Origin of the sequence: Dyadobacter sp., assembly GCF_017744695.1 — a bacterium.
Taxonomy (GTDB): Bacteria; Bacteroidota; Bacteroidia; order Cytophagales; family Spirosomataceae; genus Dyadobacter.
The window spans coordinates 713361-736469 of the sequence record NZ_JAGIAS010000002.1 but is presented as its reverse complement, the minus strand read 5'-3'; the positions used below and the strand labels follow the sequence as shown (position 1 = coordinate 736469).

At 53.5% G+C, this 23109-nt stretch carries 14 protein-coding genes; 8 read left to right on the top strand and 6 right to left on the bottom strand.

Features of this window, described 5'->3' with window-relative positions:
• The first annotated feature begins 31 nt into the window (after positions 1-31).
• Entirely contained in the window at positions 32-1816 is a 1785-nt protein-coding gene (locus J7619_RS10635; protein ID WP_291197753.1) for a RagB/SusD family nutrient uptake outer membrane protein, read from the top strand.
• A gap of 209 nt (positions 1817-2025) precedes the next feature.
• Here J7619_RS10635 and rsgA read toward each other — a convergent pair whose 3' ends face one another.
• Complete coding sequence (rsgA, locus tag J7619_RS10630; protein WP_291197751.1) at positions 2026-3090, bottom strand: ribosome small subunit-dependent GTPase A; 1065 nt, start codon at positions 3088-3090, stop codon at positions 2026-2028.
• A 597-nt stretch (positions 3091-3687) separates the two neighbouring features.
• Here rsgA and J7619_RS10625 point away from each other — a divergent pair.
• Positions 3688-4509, top strand: a complete 822-nt coding sequence (locus J7619_RS10625; RefSeq protein ID WP_291197749.1) for a DUF4349 domain-containing protein — start codon at positions 3688-3690, stop codon at positions 4507-4509.
• Positions 4510-4514: 5 nt separating this feature from the next.
• Here J7619_RS10625 and J7619_RS10620 read toward each other — a convergent pair whose 3' ends face one another.
• Entirely contained in the window at positions 4515-5849 is a 1335-nt protein-coding gene (locus J7619_RS10620) for a hypothetical protein (protein WP_291197747.1), read from the bottom strand.
• Between the two features lie 199 nt (positions 5850-6048).
• Here J7619_RS10620 and J7619_RS10615 point away from each other — a divergent pair, with 199 nt between their 5' ends.
• The 4 genes from J7619_RS10615 (at position 6049) to J7619_RS10600 (ending at position 14613) form a co-directional block, all read left to right on the top strand.
• Positions 6049-9108, top strand: a complete 3060-nt coding sequence (locus tag J7619_RS10615) for a TonB-dependent receptor (protein WP_291197745.1) — start codon at positions 6049-6051, stop codon at positions 9106-9108.
• Between the two features lie 23 nt (positions 9109-9131).
• Positions 9132-10802, top strand: coding sequence for a RagB/SusD family nutrient uptake outer membrane protein (locus tag J7619_RS10610; RefSeq protein ID WP_291197743.1), 1671 nt, complete (start codon positions 9132-9134; stop codon positions 10800-10802).
• 42 nt (positions 10803-10844) lie between these two features.
• Entirely contained in the window at positions 10845-13322 is a 2478-nt protein-coding gene (locus tag J7619_RS10605) for a hypothetical protein (RefSeq protein WP_409012719.1), read from the top strand.
• A gap of 217 nt (positions 13323-13539) precedes the next feature.
• On the top strand, positions 13540-14613 hold the full coding sequence (locus tag J7619_RS10600; RefSeq protein ID WP_291197741.1) for a nitronate monooxygenase family protein: 1074 nt from the start codon (positions 13540-13542) through the stop codon (positions 14611-14613).
• An 8-nt stretch (positions 14614-14621) separates the two neighbouring features.
• Here J7619_RS10600 and J7619_RS10595 read toward each other — a convergent pair whose 3' ends face one another.
• The 4 genes from J7619_RS10595 to J7619_RS10580 form a co-directional block, all read right to left on the bottom strand.
• Positions 14622-15272: an HD domain-containing protein gene (locus J7619_RS10595; protein ID WP_291197739.1), complete on the bottom strand. Its 651-nt coding sequence runs from the start codon at positions 15270-15272 to the stop codon at positions 14622-14624.
• 71 nt (positions 15273-15343) lie between these two features.
• Entirely contained in the window at positions 15344-16189 is an 846-nt protein-coding gene (locus J7619_RS10590; RefSeq protein ID WP_291197737.1) for a helix-turn-helix domain-containing protein, read from the bottom strand.
• 61 nt (positions 16190-16250) lie between these two features.
• The gene (locus J7619_RS10585) at positions 16251-19751 is read right to left on the bottom strand and encodes a M1 family aminopeptidase (RefSeq protein ID WP_291197735.1); all 3501 of its coding nucleotides are present in this window, start codon (positions 19749-19751) and stop codon (positions 16251-16253) included.
• 20 nt (positions 19752-19771) lie between these two features.
• Positions 19772-20668 carry an ABC transporter ATP-binding protein gene (locus tag J7619_RS10580; RefSeq protein ID WP_291197733.1) on the bottom strand — a complete coding sequence of 299 codons (897 nt, stop codon included), beginning with the start codon at positions 20666-20668 and terminating at the stop codon, positions 19772-19774.
• Positions 20669-20885: 217 nt separating this feature from the next.
• Between J7619_RS10580 and J7619_RS10575 the strand changes: the two genes are divergently transcribed.
• Positions 20886-22358, top strand: coding sequence for a sensor histidine kinase (locus J7619_RS10575; protein WP_291197731.1), 1473 nt, complete (start codon positions 20886-20888; stop codon positions 22356-22358).
• Complete coding sequence (locus J7619_RS10570) at positions 22355-23071, top strand: LytTR family DNA-binding domain-containing protein (RefSeq protein WP_291197729.1); 717 nt, start codon at positions 22355-22357, stop codon at positions 23069-23071. The genes J7619_RS10575 and J7619_RS10570 overlap by 4 nt, the downstream gene beginning before the upstream one ends.
• Positions 23072-23109: the final 38 nt, after the last annotated feature.

Sequence of the window (23109 nt, the reverse complement as noted above, 5' to 3'; positions counted from 1 at the left end):
AGGGGGACAGTACCGCAAAACATTCAAACCAATGAAAAGAATAAGACATACCATATTACTTGCCATGCTCGGCGTGAGCCTTTTCGCGACATCCTGCAACGAGGATTTTCTCGAAAACGATATCAAAAGCCGTCTGACCGACGACATGCAATGGGCTTCGGAAGGTAATGCAGACCTCTTCCTGAACGACATTTACGCCGCGCTCTCCAACAAGTGGAATTCGCCCGATAACCTCGATAACTTCACGGACGACAACGACGCGGGTTTCTATTGGAAATCCTATTCGTGGCGGCAGGGCATCGTGGATCCGGCGGTGAACAACGGCACGCCGATGGACCATGCCAACGGCAATGCCACCGACTACGCTTCGTGGGCCGCCGGTTTTCTTAAAATCCGTAAATGCAACCTGTTTATCCAGAAAATAACCGAAAACTCGGCAAACTTCTCGGAGGCCTATCGCAAAAAGCGGATCGATGAAGTCCGGTTCCTGCGCGCTTATTATTACAGCGAAATGTTCATGCACCTGGGCGGCCTGCCGATCATTACCGAGGTGCTGGACCGCAACACGATGGGGGAGGAAGCGCTCTATCGCTCTCGGAACACCTTCGAGGAGACATTTAACTTTATTACCAAAGAGTTAGGTGAAATTGTGGCCAACAAGGCATTGCCCGTCAAATACAACAATGGCGATGCGGACGCTGGCCGGGCAACGCTCGGTGCGGCACTCGCGCTCAAAGGCTGGCTGGAATTGTACGCGGCAAGCCCGGCTTTCAACGCGGCGACGCCGGCAGCCGGTGCGGACCCGAACAAGCTGGTAGGTTTTGGAAATTTCGATGCCAAACGCTGGGCCACAGCCGCAGCTACCAACAAGCAATTCATGGATACTTATGGGGGTACTTATGCGCTGTTCCCGGATATCAATGCATTCTGGTGGGAGAAAAACGAGTATAACTCCGAGGTGATCTGGGACCGCCAGGTGGTAGCGGTGATTATGGGCTCGAACTACGAGCAATACGGCGGCCCAGTGTGGATCGACGGCGTGTATTACACCTGGGGCAATTACTGCCCGACGCAGGAGCTCGTAGACCAGTTTGCGATGGCCAATGGCAAGCCCATTTCCGACCCGGGTTCCGGTTACGACCCGCAAAACCCCTACTTAAACCGTGAAAAGCGCTTCTATGACTTTATTGTTTATGATGGTGCGCCTTACAAACAGGACTGGATGGCGAAGGTCGATACCATTTACACCCGGATCGACAAGGTAAGGCCATCGAAGAACCAGATCGATTTCGGGACCGACGACGTGGGTAATACGGGTTATTATTTCAAAAAGAAGATCAATCCGTTGAAGCCGCGCGGGGGCGCTGCCAGCGGGCAGAACTACGTGTACTATCGCTATGCGGAAGTGTTGCTGAACTATTCGGAGGCTCAGAATGAGGCTGTTGGGCCGGATGCGTCGGTGTATTCAGCGATAAATGCGATCCGGAAGCGGTCCAATCTGCCTGAGCTCCCGGCTGGTCTTACAAAGGAAACAATGCGCCAGGCGATCCGCCGGGAACGCAGGGTGGAACTGTGCTTCGAAGCCAAGCGGTTTTACGACATCATTCGCTGGGTAGTCGCGGAGGATGTGATGAACAAGGACTTCCATGGCATGAAAATCACCAACACCTCGCCCAACGATAATAAAGGCAAATGGGTGTACGAAGTGGTGGGGTTGAATCACCCGCATGTTTTTACGAAGAAAATGTACATGAACCCGGTTCCGCAACCGGTTGTGGATCAGAACAAAAAGATTGTTCAGAATCCCGGTTATTAAATCAGCGGTTCAACTACAAGGCTACCGTTCACTCGGTCGGGGAGCCCACAGGCATTAGAGAACGGATGTCCCGGACCTTTTAACAGAGTCCGGTCTCCGGACATGATTTCATTGTAGTTTGAGTAAAGAGAGGGGCGGCATGTTCCTCTTTTTCTTTTTGATATACCCCCAAACAGGAGCGCCCCGAGAGGACGCCCCTGAAATTGCTGCTAGTATTTGCGCTGTTTCCGGTATTGAGCTACCTGTTTCGCTATTTTTCCAAACTGCCGCTCGGTGCGTTTCCGCTCGGCGGCGACGGTTTGGTAGTGTGCCTGCTCCCTGCTGATTTTGAGGTAGCTATCGTATACCTCGCGCGGGAGCTCGCCTGCGTGCACGGCGGCTACCACTGCACAGCCGGGCTCGTGCCGGTGCGTACAATCATCGAACCGACACGCCGCCGATAGTTCAGCAAGGAGGGGATGGTAGTCGATGTCCTGTCCGTCGGCTTCCAGCGTCACGCCGAATTCCCGCATACCCGGCGAGTCGATCAGCATGGCCCCGGATGCCAGCGTGACCAGGTGCCTCGAAACCGTGGTGTGCCTGCCTTTATGGTTGAAGCTGCTTACCGCGCCTTCTTCCTGCAATTGATAACCCAGCAATGCATTCACCAGGGTACTTTTCCCAACACCGGACGAACCGATGAGCACATACGTCCGGCCGGGCAGTAAATGCTCGGCCGCCCATTGTTGGAGCCCTTCCCGGCCCGTCGCGCTGAGCAATAGCACCGGGCAATCATAGCCCAACGCGATCACTTCCTGCCGGTACCATTCCGGATCGGCTACGAGATCCTGCTTGTTCAGGAGCACGACAGGCCGGATGTTGCATTGCATGATCTGCGCGATGTAGCGTTGCAAACGCATCGGGTTGAAGTCGCGGTCGAGGCCCTGCACGATAAATGCGGTATCGATATTGGTCGCGATCACTTGTTTTTCGGTCGTCCGGCCGGGCAATTTGCGGCTCAGCTCGTTGATTCGCGGTAGAACGGAGATGATAATGCATTCGCCATCATAGGGTTTGAATGCAACCCAGTCGCCCACTTTGGGTAGGTCCCAATTGTCCGCGCTATTCATCAGCGCACCGGAGAGCATGGCGTCGGCCGGTCCATTGGCTGTGATAAGCTTATGACGGAAACCTTCGATGGCGGTAATGCGTCCCGCTTCGAGTCCCTGCGCCCGGTAAGTATGGAAATTTTGTTCAAAATGGGTATTCCACCCGTATTGAGTTAAAGATGTCATGGTTGTAAAGTCTGAGCTATGGGCAACACATCACCTGTCCGCGCATAGCGTGGAGAAAATTTGAATCAAAGCAGGGGTAATCGCGGGTCCCGAAAAGAAGTTAGTTCAGAAGACCAGCGTCAGGCTGCAATGTCAGCAGATGGGCGATATGTAGTTTCAGACCTTGACATATTGGGTGCAAAGATAACGATTAAATTCGGACGTACGAGTAGCCGCAGCGCGGCACCCTGTTTATAGCCAACGCGGTACGGGTAATGTATTACGGCTCCGTAGGTGCGGCCTAGCGTGTACAGGCGGCACCTACGGAGCCCGGGCGTGTTTTGATCCGGCGATTGCTATAAACAGGATGTCCCTCCGGGCCGGCGAATGCGTAGGCCCGTTTCGCTATAAACAAAAGGCTCCATTTGGGCCGACGTGACGGAGAATGGCAGATATTGCGAAGAGAATCAAGCCGGTAATAATAACACGCCACTCATCGCCACGTGCCGGCTGCTTGGTTTGTTCGTCGTCTTTTTGCATAGCGTAAATTTTGAGAAATCCCTGTTGCATTTGATTAATTACAAATATATATTTAAGAAAATTAAATATAAAACACCTATGAAATGGTTGTCTACTATCGCTATGATCCTGATGCTCGCGGCGTGCAACGGGCGGCAGGGAGAGGAATCTCCGGCAATGGAAATAAGTTTGATGAAGGTGCCGCCACCGCCCAAAGAAACGCCGCCGGGCTCGAAGCCGGGTCAGCGTAAGTTCATCAAGAATGGCAACGTGGAGTTTGAAACCGAGGACGCTGATGCGACGCGTAAAGTAATAATGGCTGCTGTGAGAGCGAATAATGCTTATGTAAGCCGTGATGATGAGCATAGAAGTGAGACAGAAATCACCTACACCATGTATGTACACGTCCCGGCGAAGCGTTTTGACGCATTTTTAAGTTCGGCCACAGCCGGCGTGACAAACTTCCGAGACAGGTCGATATCCAACGAAGACGTTACAGCACAATACATTGATACCGAATCGCGCCTTAAAACTAAAAAGGAAATAGAGGACCGTTATCGAGCATTGCTGAGCAAGGCCACTACGGTGAAAGATATTTTGGAAATTGAAAAGGAGCTGGGTGAAATCAGAGAGGATATTGAATCTTCCGAAGAGCAGTTCCGACAGCTCAATAACGATGTGGAATATTCGACCCTCAAAATTTTGTTTTTCAAACCTTTGGTAACTTCTAACCCATTCTTGCGGGAAGTAGCTGACGCATTCAAAGAAGGCGTAGGGAACCTTCGCGCATTTACCGTGGTGCTGGTAGCGGTTTGGCCTTTCGTGCTGCTTGCTATTGGGCTGGTGATGGCGCTTAACTGGTGGAGAAAGAGGAGGAAAACGTCACCGGAAAAGGCGGCGGCGGAGTTGCCTTCGGAATAGCAGCATTAAAAATTTCCCGCAAATTCTTTCCCCGTTTTCAGATCTTTCAACCGGACCGATCGTATGGTACCGACACCCGCGAACATGATGTCCAGCCCATAAATGTGCCGCAGCGCGTTTTTGTAAGTGTTTTTATAAACTTCTCTGTCGTTGATCAGCAATGTCGCCCGGCGGTTTACGACTTTCATGCCGATGGTGCCGCCGGCTGTGAGGTCGGCTCCGAGGAAATTGGGCCCCTCGGACCGGCCGTCTTTCCGTAGTTCTGAAAATTGCAGTTTACTCCAATGCGCACAGCCGGGTTTCATGATATCGACCATGTGATTGGACGAATCCCCGAACACCGTTACGCGCACCTGCGAGCAGCGTACACCCGGGCGTGCGGGGGAGGCTTTCACGTCGATCAGGAGTTCGAAATTGTCGCCATCAATGCCGGTGAGGTGCGTATTGATGAAATCGACAAAGAATGTCCGATTGGTGTCGACGCCAGCCCGCGCTATTTGGGCGGCGCTGATGCTGTTATAGCCCCCGGTGAAAAGCCCCGGCGCTTCGATGGGGTACACACGTGTGGTATCGTACATCATGTTCGCCGTGGCGGTCCATCCGCTGGTATGCAGGAAAACAGGTACGGTATCCAGCGGCACGCCGGCTTTTTTCAATATGGCCAGACAGCGCCCCGGTACCTCGTAATAGTTTGAATAGACACTGTCCTTGCCGTTCAGACGTACTTTTTCGCCATCTCCGAACTCGATGGTATAATCGTCGGCAAGCTCGGATACATTCCTGAAGTTCCGCACCACAAAAACGGCCGAATGCGGGTTATCTCCTTCCGGGTTTTTACAAAACAGGGTTACTTCCGGTTGGTCGCTTTGCCAGAAAAGGAATCCTTGCCACACTGCAACGGCAATGACGATCAATACAAAAATGGCCATAATTAGCTTCCGTACCAGCGATTTACGGACGGGTAGCTGCTGCAACGGCACGTCCACCGGCCGGAGGACCGCAGGCTGGGGGTTAGGCTGCCGGACAGGCGGTGCAGGTTGCTGCCGCGACTGCGTAAGGATAAACTGATCCCAATCGGCAAAACCGACATACTGCGCCAGCGCGTCACGCGTGGCTTTCTGAGGGTAATACCGGGCGTCCGTTTTAATTTTTCCGAAAATCCTTTTCAAGGTATTCGGGCTGATCTGCACGTGCGTTTTTTTATAAAGGATGCTGCAAAGCCTGATGAAATCGCTGTTCGTCCATTCCGAACTGTCGGGCTTGCCGTAGGTATCCGCCACAAGTTGACAACAGTGATCGAGGTGGTCTAACGAGCTCGCCTTGTCTTGTCCATTCTCCATAATACTCATACAATAAACTTCTGTATGTCAGCTTTTTAGGTTGTCCATAATTTTGGATAGCGAACTGGCTAAGCGCATTTGAAAATCTCCGTATTGTCCAATTTTATATTTGCTCACTCAAATTTTTGATCTGTGCAATCCCAGGGCCCCGAATGGAATTCCCCGGGACAGCTTGAAACCCTAAATATTGGAAAAAAATATGCGACAAAAAATTCTACTTGGCTGCGCCTTGTTGTTTGCTTCAATGGGACCGCTGCTGGCGCAAGTACGGCAGCTTACGGGCAAAGTGACGGACGAGAGCGCAAAAGACCTGCCTGGCGTGAGCATCGTGATCAAAGGAACCCAGCGCGGAACGGTTACAGATACGAATGGTGACTATACGCTTGCATTACCCGATGGCGAGGCCGTTACCCTCACATTTTCATTTGTAGGTTACCAAAGCCAGGACATTGCACCCGGCGCCCGGACAAAACTCAGTATAACCCTCAAACAGAGTGATAATGCACTATCGGAAGTGGTTGTGGTAGGCTACGGTACGCAGAAAAAGAAGGGCCTTACCGGGGCCATTTCCTCGATCGGTGCCCGCGACGTGGGTGGGAGGCAGACGTTACAGGTATCGGAGGCGTTGCAGGGCAGCGTTGCGGGCGTTTCGGTTACGCGCAGCAGTGGTGCGCCCGGCTCGGGTTCGAGCATCCTCATTCGCGGTATTACTACCATCGGTACCAACAGTCCGCTGGTGATCGTGGACGGCGTTCCGGTGGCGAGCATTGATAATGTGAACCCGGGCGACGTCGAGAACATTACAGTGTTGAAAGACGCCGCATCGGCGGCTATTTACGGTTCACGCGGGGCGGCCGGCGTGATCCTCGTCACCACGAAACGGGCCAAAAGCGGGCAGGGGAGCCTTGAATACACCTACGAATACGGTGTGCAGCGACCCACGGCTACACCCGCATATGTAGGCGTGCAGGATTACATGCGGTATTTCAATGAGCAGGCCGTCAACGATGGCGCTACCGCCGGACCGTTTGCCGGTGCTTACGTGGCATCTTACCTCGACAGCAACCGCGTAAACCCCGACCATTTTCCGAATACGGATTGGCAAAAGGCCATTCTCACACGCAAGAGCGCCCCACGCCAGCGACATGACCTCGTTTTTACCATGGGGACAGGCAAAATCAAAACCAAGGCATCGCTGGGATATGCAAGCTCCGGCGCGTTTTATGATAACCGTTCGTACGACCGCTACCTGTTTCGGGCGAATAACGATATGCAGGTGAACGATAAAATCAGCGTGAACCTGGATGTTTTCTACAAAAGGACCACGAACAAAGGCAATGCCAACGAGCTTCCCAGCAACGCTTACAACCCTATCTACGAAGCGCGCATCATGCCGCCTATTTACGACGACGTGTATCAAAACGGCAACCTCGCGGTGGGCAAGGATGGCCGTAACCCGCTCGCACAGATTCGGCAGGGTGGTTTTTCGAGAGGTTTGTATAACCAGATCGGCGGCCGGATGCAGTTCAATTACAAGCCAGTGAACGGCCTCACATTGACCGCCCTGGTAGCGCCCGTATTCGATTTTGATAAAACCAAATTCTTCTCCAAGCAGATCCGTTTCACCAACCCGGACGGTACCATGGGTACGGTGATGAATCAGGCGCGGACGGTGCTGAACGAAGGCCGGTCGGAAGGCGTGACGATCAACGGACAGGTGCTGGCGAACTATGCGAAGGAATTCAATAATGCGCATTCGATTGATATTCTGGCAGGTTTTGAAGAAAATTACCGTTCGCTGGAATCGCTCGGTGCATCGCGGAGCGGGTTTGCATTGACGGGCTTTCCTTACCTCAACTCGGGTTCGACGGAGCTGCGCGATAACAGCGGCAGTGCGAATGAGTCGGGCTTGCATTCCTTCTTCGGTAGGTTGCAGTACAATTTCAAGAGCAAATACTTCGTCCAGGGAAACCTTCGTTCTGACCTTTCGTCGCGGTTTGCATCGCAATACCGGAAAGCCGCTTATCCTTCCGTTTCCGCCGGCTGGACGGTTTCGGAGGAACAGTTCCTCAAAAGCACACGCTGGCTTTCGTTCCTGAAACTCCGCGGCTCGTGGGGGGAGGCCGGTAACGAGCGCCTGCTCGACAAGGATGGTAACCCGGCCTATTATCCTTACATGGCTACCATCGATTTTTCCACTGCCTTGTTTTACCAGAACGGCGGCGTAGTGCCGCTTACCGGCGGAGCACAACAGGTGTATGCGGTTGAGAATATCAGCTGGGAAACCAGCCGGACTGCCGATATCGGCCTAGATGCCGCGTTCCTGAACGACCGTCTCACATTGGCAGCCGATTATTACAAAAAGACCACCACCAATATCCTCCTGCCGCTCGATATCCCGCTTTACATGGGCTATGACAAACCCAACCAGAATGCCGGGACGTTGAATGTGGAGGGCTGGGAGCTGGAACTAGGCTGGCGCGACCGCATCAATAAGCTCAACTACTCCGTTTCAGCGAACCTGTCGGATGCCAAATCGACGGTAGGGGATTTGAAAGGTACCGAGTTCCGGGGTGACCAGATTGTTCGTAATGGTAGCCAGTACAACGAATGGTTCGGGTATATTTCAAACGGGTTATTCCAAACGGTTGACGAAATCAAGGGAGCGCCGGTGCTGAATGTGACTACCAAACCGGGGGATGTCCGTTACGTGGATGTAAACCAGGACGGCAAGATCACGACCGACGATAAGGTGTTGCTCGGAGGCGCATTGCCGCGTTACCTCTACGGCGGTAACCTGCGGGCCGACTATGAAGGTTTTGACGTAGGCGTTACGTTCCAGGGTGTTGCCAAAAAACTCGCGCGGCTGAGCTCCGAGGTGACACAGCCATTCGCAGAGGCATTTGGCAATATGCCGGCTGAAATGGTGGGCAAGTTTTGGAGCAACAATAATACACCCGAGCAGAACCTGAAAGCGACCTATCCACGGCTATCACGCACCTCCAACGGCGCCAACTATGCGCTTTCGGACTACTGGCTGATGAGCGGGGCGTATTTCCGGCTGAAAAACATCACAATGGGCTACACCCTGAAACAGGACGTGCTGAAAAGGACAGGTGTGCAGTCGTTGCGGCTCTACCTTTCGGCCAACGACGTTTTCTCACTCAGCAAGTTTCCCAAATACCTAGACCCGGAATCGGGCAGCTATTCGTACCCGATCGTTGCCACGTTCATGGCTGGTGCCACTATCCGGTTTTAGTAACCCTATTTGATTGATAACACATGAAAAAGACCCTATTCCTGATGCTCCTTACCGGGGCGACGAGTTGTCATACCCTGGACCTCAATCCGCTTTCGGAAGCTTCCACGGGTACATTCTATTCGAACCAGACCGAGCTGGAACTCGCGGTGAACGATTTGTACCGCCTCGCATTCTGGGGCAACGACAACGAGCTGTTCAGCGACAACGAATGGCACCGCGGGCAGCTGACCAACGCCGTGATCGGCGGAACGATGAATGCCGACGACGCCGGCGTGCAGACATTCTGGCTCAATTCCTACAAAGCCATCGCCCGCGTCAACTCGTTTATCGCCAACAAAGAGCGCGCCGCAGCGAATACGCCGCCGGCCGTTATGCTACGCTTGGAAGCGGAAATGCGGCTCATCAGGGCCTACCAATATTCGCGGTTGATCACGCATTTCGGAGACGTGCCGTTGCTGACTACCCCGGTTGCACTGGAAGAATCCTATGGCATTGCCCGCAAGAACCAGGCCGAAATCCTGCAATTCGTCTTCGACGAGCTTGATTTCGCCATCGCTAACCTGCCTGTTTCCTACGGTGCCTCCGAAACGAAAAGGCTGACGAAAGGCGCCGCGCTGGCGATCAAGGCGCGTACGGCTTTGTATACAGGTAAATGGCAGCTGGCGCGAGATGCTTCTAAAGCGGTCATTGACTTAGGAATTTATGCACTGCACAGCAGCTATTCCCAACTTTTTTTGAAGGCCGGCGAGACCAGTAAGGAGATGATCATCAGCATTCCACGTGATGAAAAACAGCAGGTTTTCAATGGCGCGGGTTACGTGCAGGACAACATCTCACGTAATGCGGGTGGGTACGGCGCGCAACTGCCCACGCGTGACATGATGGACGCCTACGAATGCACCGACGGGAAGCCGATCGACGAATCGGCTTTGTATGACCCGAAGGCCCCCTTCAAGAACCGTGACCCGCGGCTGACGGCGACGATCGTGGAGTTCAACACCCAATGGCTGGGCTATAATTACATGCCGCATCCGGATTCCCTAACGGTGTTCAGCTCGAAAGAGAACCGCAGGGTACCCAACAAAGATACCCGCGCCGTGGCCGCATTTGCGAGCTTCACAGGGTTGCTTTGGAAAAAAGGCATCGACCAAACCTGGCCCGACCGGTTGGTGGAGGACAATGATGCGATCGTTATCCGCTATGCGGAAATGCTTCTGACGTACGCAGAGGCCAAAATGGAGCTCGGAGAGATCGATGAAAGTGTTTTGAACACCGTTAACCAGGTCAGGGCCAGGGCTTACGGCGTAAGCGTGGAGCAAACAACGGCTTATCCGGCGGTTACCGTCACCAATGCCGTCGCATTGCGCAAGGTACTGCGCCGCGAGCGCCGTGTGGAGTTCCCGCGTGAAGGATTGCGCTACATGGACCTGATACGTTGGAAGCTGGCCGAAAAGGCATTATCGACGCCGGTCGTGGGCTTGCCCGACCCGGCGGCCCAGAACCGCGCCAAGTGGCCATTCCCGGGTGTTACGCCGCTCGATGACGACGGCCTGGCCGACTATTCGGGCTTCGGAACGGATGTTAAAACGTTGTCCCAGCGGAGTTTCGACAAATCCCGGCAGTACCTGTGGCCAATCCCGGCTGTAGAGCGGCGTGTGAATCCCAACATCACACAGAATACGGGATATTAATCTTAAATTTTCCAATTGATTTTCAAAACAATGAGTCTTTCGATGAAAAGAAATCGAGTGTGGGCGTTTGTGGCCGGTTCTGTGATGGGTATCGTTCAACCGGCGATGGCGCAGATCCCGAAACAACCCTCGTACAGCGGCATCTACCCGCATTTGGCTATGTACAACAATGAAGGGGAATGCGGCACAGGGGCGGTGGTCCCCTGGGCGGGGAAGCTCTGGGCGATTACCTATGGCCCGCATTTGCCTTTCGGCTCGTCCGACAAGCTGTACGAGATCGGCGCCGACCTGACACAGACGGTGCGGCCGGAAAGCATTGGCGGTACGCCTGCCAACCGGATGATCCACCGGGAAAGCAATCAACTTTTTATCGGCCCTTATGCAATCAATGGTAAAGGCGAAGTACGCACGATTCCTGCCAAAGCCATGCCTGGCCGCCACACCGGCAATGCCCGCCACCTGACCGACCCGGCCGGGAAGATTCTTTACGGAACCATGGAAGAGGGTTTTTACGAGGTGGATGTGAAAACGCTTACGCCCAAAATGCTTTACGAGGACGGCAATATCGATCGTGAGAAGGAAACCGACAAGGCAACCTATCAAACCAAGGGCTTGCTCCCGGGGACGCACGGTAAAGGCTTTTACTCGGGTCAGGGTGTAGCGGTGTATTCCAATAACGGTGAGCCGGGACGGAAGGCCGAAATACAGTTCGATATTGAGTCGGGCTCGTTGTCGGAATGGGACGGGAAAAACTGGAAGGTGGTGCGTCGCAACCAGTTTGTGGAAGTGACCGGTCCCGGGGGGATTTACGGCAACCGGAACCCGACTACCGACCCGATCTGGGCTACGGGCTGGGACCACAAATCGGTGCTGGTGGGCGTGCGCGATCATGGTAAATGGAGCTTCTACCGGCTTCCCAAGGCCAGCCATGCCTACGACGGTGCCCACGGCTGGAATACCGAATGGCCGCGCATCCGCGATGTGGGTACTACGGAGCAGCCCGACTACCTGATGACCATGCATGGGATGTTCTGGAAGTTTCCCGAACAATTCAATTCGCAGAATAGCGCAGGCATCCGGCCGCGAACGGCTTATCTGAAAGTAATAGGTGATTTTACCCGCTGGAACGAGCGCCTGGTGTTCGGTTGCGACGACTCCGCCCAGCGCGAATTTTTGAACAAACGCAAGGCCAAGGGTGGGATAGAAGGCCCCGGACAATCCAATTCCAATCTTTGGTTTACACCCCTTAACCTGCCCGACCAACTTGGCCCGAACTCGGCCGAAGGCTCAGTGTGGCTAAATGAAGCGGTGAAGGCGGGACAAAACTCGGAGCCGTTCCTGTTTGCCGGATGGGCGCATCGCGCGGTGTGGGTACGCAATGATGGCGACCGCGAAACGGGCTTTGTATTTGAAGTGGATAAAAAGGGGAACGGAGAATGGTCGGTATTAAGAACGGTGAAAGTGGGGCCCGGAATGGCCTTGAATGCGGATTTCAGCGACGCGGATTCGGGTGAGTGGGTGCGTGTGCGGCCCGATAATGCTACCCGCGCAACCGTTCATTTTACCTATACTGCCGACGACCGCCGCACAGTTACGCCGGTCGCGATTTTCAAAGGCCTGAGCGATGCCCGTTCGGTTACCAGCCATGGAGGATTACTATATGGTCTGGGAGAAAACCGGCGGGTATTAGGGATGGCGGCCACGGATTTCGGCGGTGGGAAGCCGGGAGAGGTCGGTTATTATGAGCTCGACCGCAATATGCAACTCAACCGTCAGGAGGATGCCCGAATGCATGCATTTATCAAAACAAAATTTGCTATTCCTAAACAGGTCGTGACTATCGACGCATCGTCGGTGCTCGTCGTTGATGACAAAGGCCGCCGTTGGCGGTTGCCGCTGGGTAACGAGGCCTTTACGGGCCTCACCAACCACGCCTCGCTGCGCATTTGCCGTGAGGTGGCGACGGAACGCGATCTTTTCAACTGCCATGGCACATTTTACGAACTGCCTGCCGAGAATGCCGATGGCTATGCCAAAATCCGTCCGGTCTCCTCACATAACCTCCGCATCCATGACTATGCTTCCTACCGCGGCTTGCTGGTCATGACGGGCATCGACCCGAAATCAATGCAGAATAGCGAGCATATCATCGTTTCGGCGGATAAAAAAGCGGCTGTATGGGCCGGTGCGATCGATGACTTGTGGAAACTCGGCAAACCCACTGGTCACGGAGGTCCCTGGAAGGATGCGCCAGTGCAGGCAGGCGACAGCTCGGACCCTTACCTGATTGGCTTTTATGATCAGAAAAACCTGAAACTTTCGCATCAAGCGAAGGAGCCTGTGACTTTTACCCTCGAAGCCGACCCGGTAGGTAACGGGCCTTGGATGGCTTACAAAACGTTCACGGTGAGGCCCGGAGAAACCGTTTCATTTGCGTTTCCGCAGAATTTTTCAGCCCGCTGGATCAGGTTCAAGACGGATAAGGCATGTAAGGCGACGGCCTGGCTCGATTATCAGTGAACCCTGCAAGATAATATTATCCAAATCGTCGGGCTGCGCATCAGTCAGCTCGGCGATTTTTATGTTGTTGCAAGCACGAATTGGCTCAAAAAGGGGAGTTCCTTATCTGCGAGCGCGCCATGTCGACGCGAAATTATGATGTAAGTCACGTGAGACCGATCGGTTTCTCTGCTTAATTTGCGCAGCGGGTTTCACTTACCGCCCGCTTACCTGGATTATGTGGAATCGAACCCATGTTTCCCGCGTGCTGGGAATCGAATACCCGATATTACAAGGCCCGTTCGGAGGTAATTTATCGTCTGTGAAACTTGTTTCGACGGTCTCCAACCTCGGCGGAATGGGTGGGTATGGTGCTTATATGCTCACGCCCGACGAAATCATCGCACTGGACAAAGAGCTGAAACAAGCAACTGACAAGCCCTACAACATTAACCTCTGGGTTTCCGACAGCGATTTCTCCGCCGGGGAAGTTTCGGAAGCGCAATTTGAAAAAGCCGCTGCGCTCGTAAAGCCGTTTTTCGACGAAGTGGGAGCTCCCTTGCCTGCAAAACCCAAGGCTTACCCATCCCGTTTCGAGAATCAGGTCGACGCATTGCTAGCCACGAAGCCACCGGTTTTCAGCTTTATTTTCGGCCTGCCTTCGCAAACCATCCTGGAAGATTTTCGTCAAAAAGGCATCAAACTCATTGGCAATGCCACTACGCTCGATGAGGCCATCGCATTGGATAATGCAGGCGTGGATGTGATTATCGCATCCGGTTTCGAAGCGGGCGGTCACCGGCCTTCGTTCCTGGAATCGCCCGAAGCGTCGCTCACGGGCACGTTCGTACTCGTGCAACAGATCCGCGAAAAGGTAAAAACACCCGTAGCAGCCGCCGGCGGCATCGCCGATGCCCGGGGTGTCGCGGCCGCATTCACCCTCGGTGCCGAAGGCGTGCAGATCGGGACGGCGTTTCTGGCGACAGAGGAGTCCGGCGCCACGGAGTATCATCGTAATCTGCTGCATTCGGATGCGGCACGCTACACGACGTTAACGAAAGTCTCGACGGGCCGTCTGGGCCGTGGCATCCGCAGCCGTTTTACCGAAACATTGGCCGGGCATCACGACGAACTATTGCCGTTCCCATTGCAAAATCAGTTCATCGTGCCGCTGCGTAAAGCTGCGACGGAAAAGCAACAGTACGATCTGATCATGTTCTGGGGCGGACAAATCGCGCCGGTATTGAAGCATACCAGCGCGAAGAAGCTGTTTGAAGCAATCGTCGAAGAAGTGCCCGGGTATCTGAAATAACCGGGTGCCTATTCACTCCATGGGGAATGCAAAATGCAGTCGCAGAAGTTCTCGCGCTCAAAATTCGGGATCATATAGGCGCATACATCAGCTTTGATGTTGCCGAACGTCGTCCCGGTTTTGTGTGCGAAACCTGAGAAAAAGGTCGGTATGATCCTGTTTTTGAAATTATTACGGGGAAATGCGGTAATGATCGCTTCGCGCTCGGCTGTGCTGAGATGCTCGTATCCTTCGCCCATTACATCGAGGCCCACACCGGCGTACAACAGCGCTACTTCCGGCTCCTTGTATTCCGCAATGCCGATAGTGGTGTGCAACGCAATAGCATCCCACACCAGCTGCATCGATTCTTTCGGCAGGCCGTTGCTTTTCAGAAAATCGCGGGCGGCGTTGGCGCCGTCGACCTCGAAGCGCTTGTCGGGGCTGCTGTAATGGGGTACCAGTCCCAGATCGTGGAATACGGCGCTGATGTAAAGCAGTTCCGGGTCGTAAACCCGTTTTTCACGGTTTCCGTTGAGCGAGGCGAAGAGAAAAACGCGCAATGAATGGTTGTAGATAAACTCGGTACCATGCTCAAGAAGCAAGTCGGTAGCGTCGTTGGCCAGTTTGCTATCGGGAATACGGATGCCCGCGATGGTATGCAATGCGTTGACAGACATGATTTTGTGTTTTTTTTGTTTTTACAAAACTAGGTCTGTGCCGCGAGCCGGGAAATGTCAGAATCTGCGGATCACCTGCCAAAATTGACGAAGCGCGTGCGGTAATCCTGCGGGGACATCATAGCATTCTTCTTGAAAAAATGACTGAACTGTTCAGGGGTGCTGAAATGCAGCTGATACGCGATTTCCTTCACCGGCTGTGAAGAAAATTGTAATGAGCGTTTGGCTTCCGCGACGATCTGTCCGTTAATGAGTTCCTTGGCGCCCTTGCCTGCGCAGCGCCTGCATATATCGGAGAGCCGTCTCGCCGGGATGTTCAGCTCCCGGGCGTACTCCGCTACCTCGCGCATTTCTCGGAACCTGCGACTAACTAGCTCGATAAACCTCCGGTAAACCTGTTTCTCGTGATGATCAAAGCCGGCACCCGCTTCGGCGTTGATGTTCGCGATTTTGATCATGATGATTTTCAGATAAGCGGCCAGCGCATCGAGTTTGTTGACATAATCTTTCTTCTCAAATTCAATGTATAGCGCATGAAACAGGAGATTCAGCTCCGTCAATGCGGCCTGGTTCACAGGTAGCTGCTGATTGTCGGCTGCATTGTTGAACAGCACGGCCTTGCAGTTGCTGGCACTGTCGGGCGCTTTTTCCCAGAAACAATCGCCAAAGCTCAGCTCATAACCCGTCAGAAGGCTCATGTCAGGAAAGTGGCAGAGTTGCCCTTTTGAGACAAGGAAAAGCGTTTTTCCGGTCAGTTCAAACCGCACATGATCGATTTCGATCACACCGGACCCCTCTTGCAGAAAAAGGATCCGGTGATAGGAGAGCCGCTCAGGTAGCTGGTCTATCCTGCCAGCACGACTGAATTGGCTGATGTGAAATGAGTCTTGAATGTCTTTTTCAAACAGGAGTTCCATACGGGTGGCCGGTGTAGCTAAAATGGAAAGACGAATCGACTACCCAAAGTTCCGCCCGGGCCTAGTTTAATACCGCCACATTGTTATGATCACTTACGTCGAGCACGTATGAAAGCGGATCGAGAATAACCGTCGCCGGGCCGCGTGGTATCATAATGCGGATCACCGACCGGCTTTTCGAAAAATGATGCCGTTGCAGGTAAACGGGTTTTAATGACACGCTATCTGTCGCTATTACTCCGCCGAACACCGCAATTTCGATATCGTCGTCAGGTTGCATTGTGGTGGGTTTTCCCGAGGGCTCATCCGTTTTACGGATATTAATCTCCAAAGTAAGCAGCTGTTGGTTGTTAGGTAATGGCTTGTTTGATAGTATTTTAATATCATTGTCGAACACGATTACTTTCTTGAAAAGCTCGTCGATCAGTCGAACCTGTGTTGCATTTGCTCCGCGTTTCAATGCCTGGATCAGGTCGGCGGGAGCCGGCTTTTTCAGAGGATAACCGTGGCGTGTAACCACTTCCCGCAATGCGCGATTCAAATGTGCTTCTCCCAGCGTTTCTTTGAGGTGGAACAGCGCCAACCCGCCTTTCTGGTAATGCACGAAAGGTTGGCCCGTTGTTTTCCATAATGGCATTTCCTGCTCGCCGGCCGCACTGCGGTAGGCGAAATAGAGCTGGGAATCTTTCAAAAGGTATGGCCGCAGGTACATTTTGCCAAACCGCTTTTCTGTCACGACGGCCTCGGTGTATTTAGCCAATGATTCGGTGAGCAAAGCATAGCCGGGTCCCGACGGGGCGGCTACGCGTCCTGCCCACCATTGATGTGCCGTTTCGTGCGCGGTGGTAGCGTAGGTGAAGTTGAAACCGGCGCTGTCGCTGAGATTGCTCCTGAAGTTGTTCCGCTCCTGGCTGAAAATGAGGCCGGGATAGGCTGTCGCCGAGCCGGGATAATGCGGGATTTCTGCCAGGTTAAGCTCGTGGCGGGTGTACGAGGCAAAATGCGCATTGCCGTAATCCACAGCGTCTTTCATGGCCAACATCATGGCTGCGACATTTTGCGGGTGCTCCGGATGGTGGTATACCCTGAAAGTCGTGCCTTTGTATCTTTCCGTTTTAACAGCGTAGCGGGCCGAACTCAATGCGAACATGTAGGGAATGGGCTCTTGGGATTGGTATTGAAAATAACTCCGGCCGGCCCGGTTCCAGCTTTTCGTTAGCGTGCCTACCGTAACGGCTTGCTGCCCGGCTTCGGTGGAGATCCTGTTTTGAAAATGAATAAAATGGTACGCCCGATCATCTGAGTAGGCCTCTCTGCGTACAGGAAGGCCATTTTGTCGCCGCTCTTCTGCACCTTCAATTTCATAAGCCGCCCGGTATCCGAAATGTGGCAGATATTTTTCCAGCTCAATGTAAGAGCCATTTGCAACAACAGAATGCTCGCTGTTAAAGGTTTTAAAAGCCGACCGGTCGGAGCGGATTGCGAAACGGATCGTCATTTCCTGGCCGGCCGCGAGCGGTCGGTCGGTACGGTACCCATACTGCCCGAAGGTTTCATCCGACGACACCAGCGAACTGTGCTCTGGTACCAGCTCAACCAGTTCGATGTCCGGATCGATTCCGATGCGGAGTTTCGTAATAGGGTGTTCCGACTTGTTTTTAATCCGCATCGAACCTGTTAGCGTGTAGTAGTGACTGGCCGGAAAAAGGTCGGTTTGAAGGTTCAGATCCGTAATCACTGGCTGAGGCAGGTTTTCAAGCGGCTTGTATTTACGCTCATACAATACCCGCCATTTCGCATCGGTGGCGCCAGTCCGGTTAAGGGCCGAATGGCCGGTTTTGAATTGAATGAAAAACCCTGTCCCGATTGCGAATAGGATACAAAGTAATGCAAATGCCGAAGTCCGTCCGGCGATTATCATGCTTATGCGTGCGCGCCAGCTCGCCTGCATATGCCCCGGCCATATGCGCGTACCGATGGTCGCGAGCGCGAGTGCGATCAACGCCCAGTAGAGCATGTACCAGTTAAATGACAGGCCACTGTGCCCGAATCCGTCGAAGTCGGAATAGCGCAGGCGAGGGGCCGTGGCGAAACGGGCAAGGTAGCTTTCGAGACCGAGTTGCCTGCCGAATATGAAAATGCCAATGACCAGGCCGCTGATAAGCATTCCCAGGTATTTATGGTTGACCACCGTCTGAATGAATATGACCAGCATCGTGTAAAGTACCAACGGAAGGCCGGCGTAATAATAGAGCGAGCAATAGGTGCCCCATTCGAAGTTTTTGAATCCTGAAAACCATTGTACGGCTATACCTATCGCAATGTGAACGGTGATCAGGGCGAAAATCCAGACCACCAGCGCGAGGGATTTTGCCATGGCGAATACCGTCACGGAAACCGGCGTGGAGAAAATCAGCTGCTGGATGCCAGTTGTTTTTTCCCGATGGATCAATTCAGAAGCATAAAACAGGATCAGCAGCAGCGCCGGGCGTACGGCTACGAGCTGCTCAGTCAGCAAACCGCTGGTGGCATAGCTCCGCACGCCATATGGTCCGTTGGAAAGGTTTTCGAACAGCTCGATGGCATTGAAAAATACCCATAGGGCAAAAATCAGCGTGGTTATCACCGGGCCGAAAAGTGTTTTTGTTTCGAGGCCAAAAACCCTCCAAAAGACCTGCCGGTGGTAATTGGGCTGGCTGGTACGGGTATTGATAACCCGATAGGCAATGGGGGATGTTGTTTGGACGATCCGCGCTCGGCCAGGAGCGTGATGTTTTTCGGATAGTATCCTGAATTTGAAACGATTATATGCTATTCCCAGCAAGGACAGGGAAATCGTGGCCCAAAGCAGGCGGTTGGCGACGAACATCGGAGTAAGCGGGAACAACTCCTGATTCCGTCGCCAGGCAGGCCAGTTCATGGTTTCTCCAAAAAACGTCGTAAAACCGAACGGATCTATCAGTACCGAAAACCAGCCCGGGCCGCCCGGCGCCGGAACCGAACCCGCCATTACGGGAGAATTGCCGAGAATGGAAGCCGTAAAATAGATGATGAATACCAAAACACCGGCTGTGTATACCCACCGGGTATTGCGCGTGAGCAGAGCGGCGGCAAAAATAATGCTGCAACAAAAAAACACGCCCGGCAGACCGAATAGCAGCAATGGCGCCAGGTAATAGGAAATATGGAAAGGCCCCAGCCGCCCGGGTGGGGCTATGAAAGTGACCATTGCGGCGCCGAACGCCGCGAGGCACATTATCAGAAAGACGGCGGTCAGCAATCCGAGCAGCCGGACAACGAAATAGGGCCGGCGACCGATACTGGTCGTGAAGATTAGCGGCTCCATACCGTGCTGAGCGTCGCGCAGGACCACTGCCGCGCCCGCAAGCGTGCTCACGAAGACGGTGAATAACGAAAGCAGGCAAATGATGAAATTGATCACGTGTGGTGCATTCCGGTGTATTTCATCCCCTCCGAAGTTCCCGAAGGACATCAGCAAGCCCAATATCAGGAATAATAAAGCGGCGACGCGAAAACTGGCCTGCCGGAAATGGTAACTCATTTCGAAGCGAAACGTAGCGCTTAGCATGGCCGCACCTCCTTCCCATCCATGCCCGCGAGCGTCGCAAAATACACATCTTCAAGTCCCGGATCGAATGCCCCGAAGCCATCCCCCGGGCGCTCGTCCGCGCGCACGTGTACCTGAATGCGCCCCGCAACCCTGCGCGTGGAGATCACGTCGACAGCGTTTTGCAGTTCGGCAAGTTCTGCCGGTGTGACGGTTTTGCGCCAGAGCCGGCCGCTTAGCGAATGCGTCAGGACTTCGGGCTTGCCTTCGAGCACGACGCGGCCGGCAGCCAGTACCGCCATTTGAGGGCAGAGGTCGTGCACGTCGTCCACGATGTGCGTAGAGAGAATGACCACGATATGCTCCCCGATTTCGCTCAGCAGATCGTGAAACCGGTGGCGTTCGGACGGGTCCAGCCCCGCCGTGGGTTCATCGACAATCACGAGTTGAGGGTTGCCCAATAATGCCTGTGCGATACCGAAGCGCTGGCGCATTCCGCCCGAAAAAGTGCTTACGGCCTGCTTGCGATGTTGATAGAGGTTGGTGCGCTGCAACAGCGCTGCGACTTGTTCCCGGCGTTCCGGCTTGTAGATCAGGCCCTTTAATACAGCCAGGTGGTCAAGCAGGTTTTCGGCAGAAACGCCGGGGTATACACCGAAATCCTGCGGCAGGTAACCAAGTCTGCTTCTTAACCAATCGGTCTCGCGGAGGATATCCGTCCCGTCGAAAGTCACCAGCCCGCCGTCGGCCCGGGCGAGCGTGGCCAGGATGCGCATGAATGTAGACTTGCCCGCACCATTGGGGCCAAGCAACCCGAACATTCCATTCGGTATTTCGAGCGACACATGGTCGAGGGCGTGGATGCCGTTGGGGTAGGTTTTGGTAAGTCCCTGGATTTTCAGTCTTTGCATGACATGGCTTTTGAAGTTCATGCTCCAAAGATGAATGCCGTCGGCGGGGTATTCAATTAATAGTGAGCAAGGTAAATGCAGCAGTGACGAAGGCGTTTGTCAGCCTGTTTTTGCGTCTGTTTTACCAATATCACCAAAATCGCGCCGGTCGTCATTAATTTTTGAAGACGAGCGTGCGGTGCGGTTTATTTGCAGGATGTTGGTAATAGAAAAGGCAATGGGCGCACTGGCCCGCAGGAAAGATACCTGGCTTTATGTGGGGCTGTTCTGCTGGATTTCGATCGGGTTTACGATCGGGCGGGATGATTACTGGGCGGCATATTTCCAGTCACTGCTGGCTTCGCTGGGGCTATGGTCGCCTGTGCTGGTGGTCACGTGGGTGCGCGAGGGAAGTGGCATGGGGCGTTTTATGGGGCGTAACCGTCGTATCTGGCTGGGTTGTTTTCTGGGGTATTTGCCGCTGTTACTGGCACTTTCGGCGGCATTGCTGGGGCCGGGGCGGCTGATCTGGCCGGTAGTGTTTACCGGCGGGCTTTGCATTGCGGCGCTGGAATGCGTGCTCGCGGTGGAAAGCCATTACATCGGCCGGTTGCGCGAGGTGAAATGGGTACGGAGGCTGAGCCTGGAAAAAGCGGTGCTGATCAGCATCACGGGGCTCGCGCTGCTTTTAGGTGCCATGGCGGTGTCGAGCCTGGATAACCCGTTGTACCATTCGGGGAAGCAACTGCTCATCGGTTTTGAGATTCATTTCCTGAAAATTGCGGCGCGCTTTCCCACTTTTATCAGTTATTCCCTGCAACTGTTGGTTATGTACCTCGCGGGGTATTTTTTCTTTTACATCAACAGCCGGTGGCTTGTCCCTGTGATTTTGAAAGAAAGGGGCATTTTGTATTATGTCCTTTGTTCAAGTGCGCTGATCGGCGTTTTTTACCCGTTTTGGGGGCAGCTGTTGGCTGGTTTGCCTTTTAGCAAAATACTGGGCGGGGTGTTCTCCGCCAATCCGTTTGTGGCTGAAAATGCATTTGGAGCGATGCTGGTGCTGCTGATAAGCCTTCCGGTATTGCTGGCCATCCAATGGGCCAGGCAAAACAGCCTCATTACAGCCTTGCAGCACGAGAAATCATTGGCCGAGCTCGATCTTTTGAAACAACAGTTAAACCCCCATTTCTTCTTCAACACCCTTAATAACCTTTACGCACTGAGCCTGCAACGCTCGGAACAAACCCCGGAAAGTATTTTGCAGCTTTCGGAGCTGATGCGTTATGTGATTTATAAGGCCAGGGAGCCGTTTGTACGTGTGGAAGAAGAGGTGAAATACCTGAACGATTACATCCAGTTGCAGAAAATCCGATTGAAAAGAAGCCTGGACCTGCAATTCGACATGGAAATTGCCGACGGCACAATCCTGATTGCGCCGCTGTTGCTGATTGTTTTTGTCGAGAATGCATTCAAACACGGTGTGGAGAATGCCGAAGGTCCTGCATTCCTGCATATTATTTTAAAAGCGGACTGCCAATCGGTGCGTTTTAACTGCGAAAATTCATACGAACCGGTTTCCAATGTGCAAACAGGCATCGGATTGACTAATTTGCGAAGACGGCTGGCATTACTTTACCCCGGAAGGCACCGGATAACCACCGCTGCGGACAACGGCGTATTTAGGGCCAGCCTGGAAATCGACCTGCTATGAAATTACGCTGCCTGATTGTCGACGACGAACCGTTGGCCCATGATGTGATCCTGAGGTACCTCGAAGACATCCCGTTCCTCGAAAAAGCCGGGCAATGCTACCTGGCTACGGAGGCATTCGCATTTCTCAACCATCATGCCGTCGACCTCATCTTCCTCGACATCCGCATGCCGAAGCTCAGCGGTCTCGACTTTCTGCGCACGCTCAATCAGCGGCCTTTGGTCGTCATCACTTCCGCGTACGAGGAGCATGCGCTGGAAAGTTTCGAACTGGAAGTGGTGGATTACCTGTTGAAACCTTTTCGTTTCGACCGGTTTCTCAAAGCCGCCAACCGCGCATTGGAGCAGCATACCCTGCGCCGCCAGGCGGTACCTGCACCCGCACCGCCAGCCGCGCCGCATGAACCGGAGCCGCTCTATATCAAATCCGACAAGAAACTGGTTCAAATGCAGCTCGACGACGTATATTACCTTGAAAGCCTGGGGAATTATGTGAAAGTATGGGGCCGCGATCATTTCCTGCTCACGCAGCGTACCCTTGGCAGCTTCGAGGAGCAGCTGCCGGCGGACGCGTTTATCAGGATACACAAGTCTTTCATCTTGAATAAAAAATTCGTACATTATATTGAAGGCAATATGATCCGGCTGCTGAACGGGAAGGTATTGCCGCTTGGTAAAACGTTTAAGCATGTGATCAAACTGTTTCCGGGCTGATCCTTGAAATTTTGCCGCTGGCTGGATATATTTGTTTA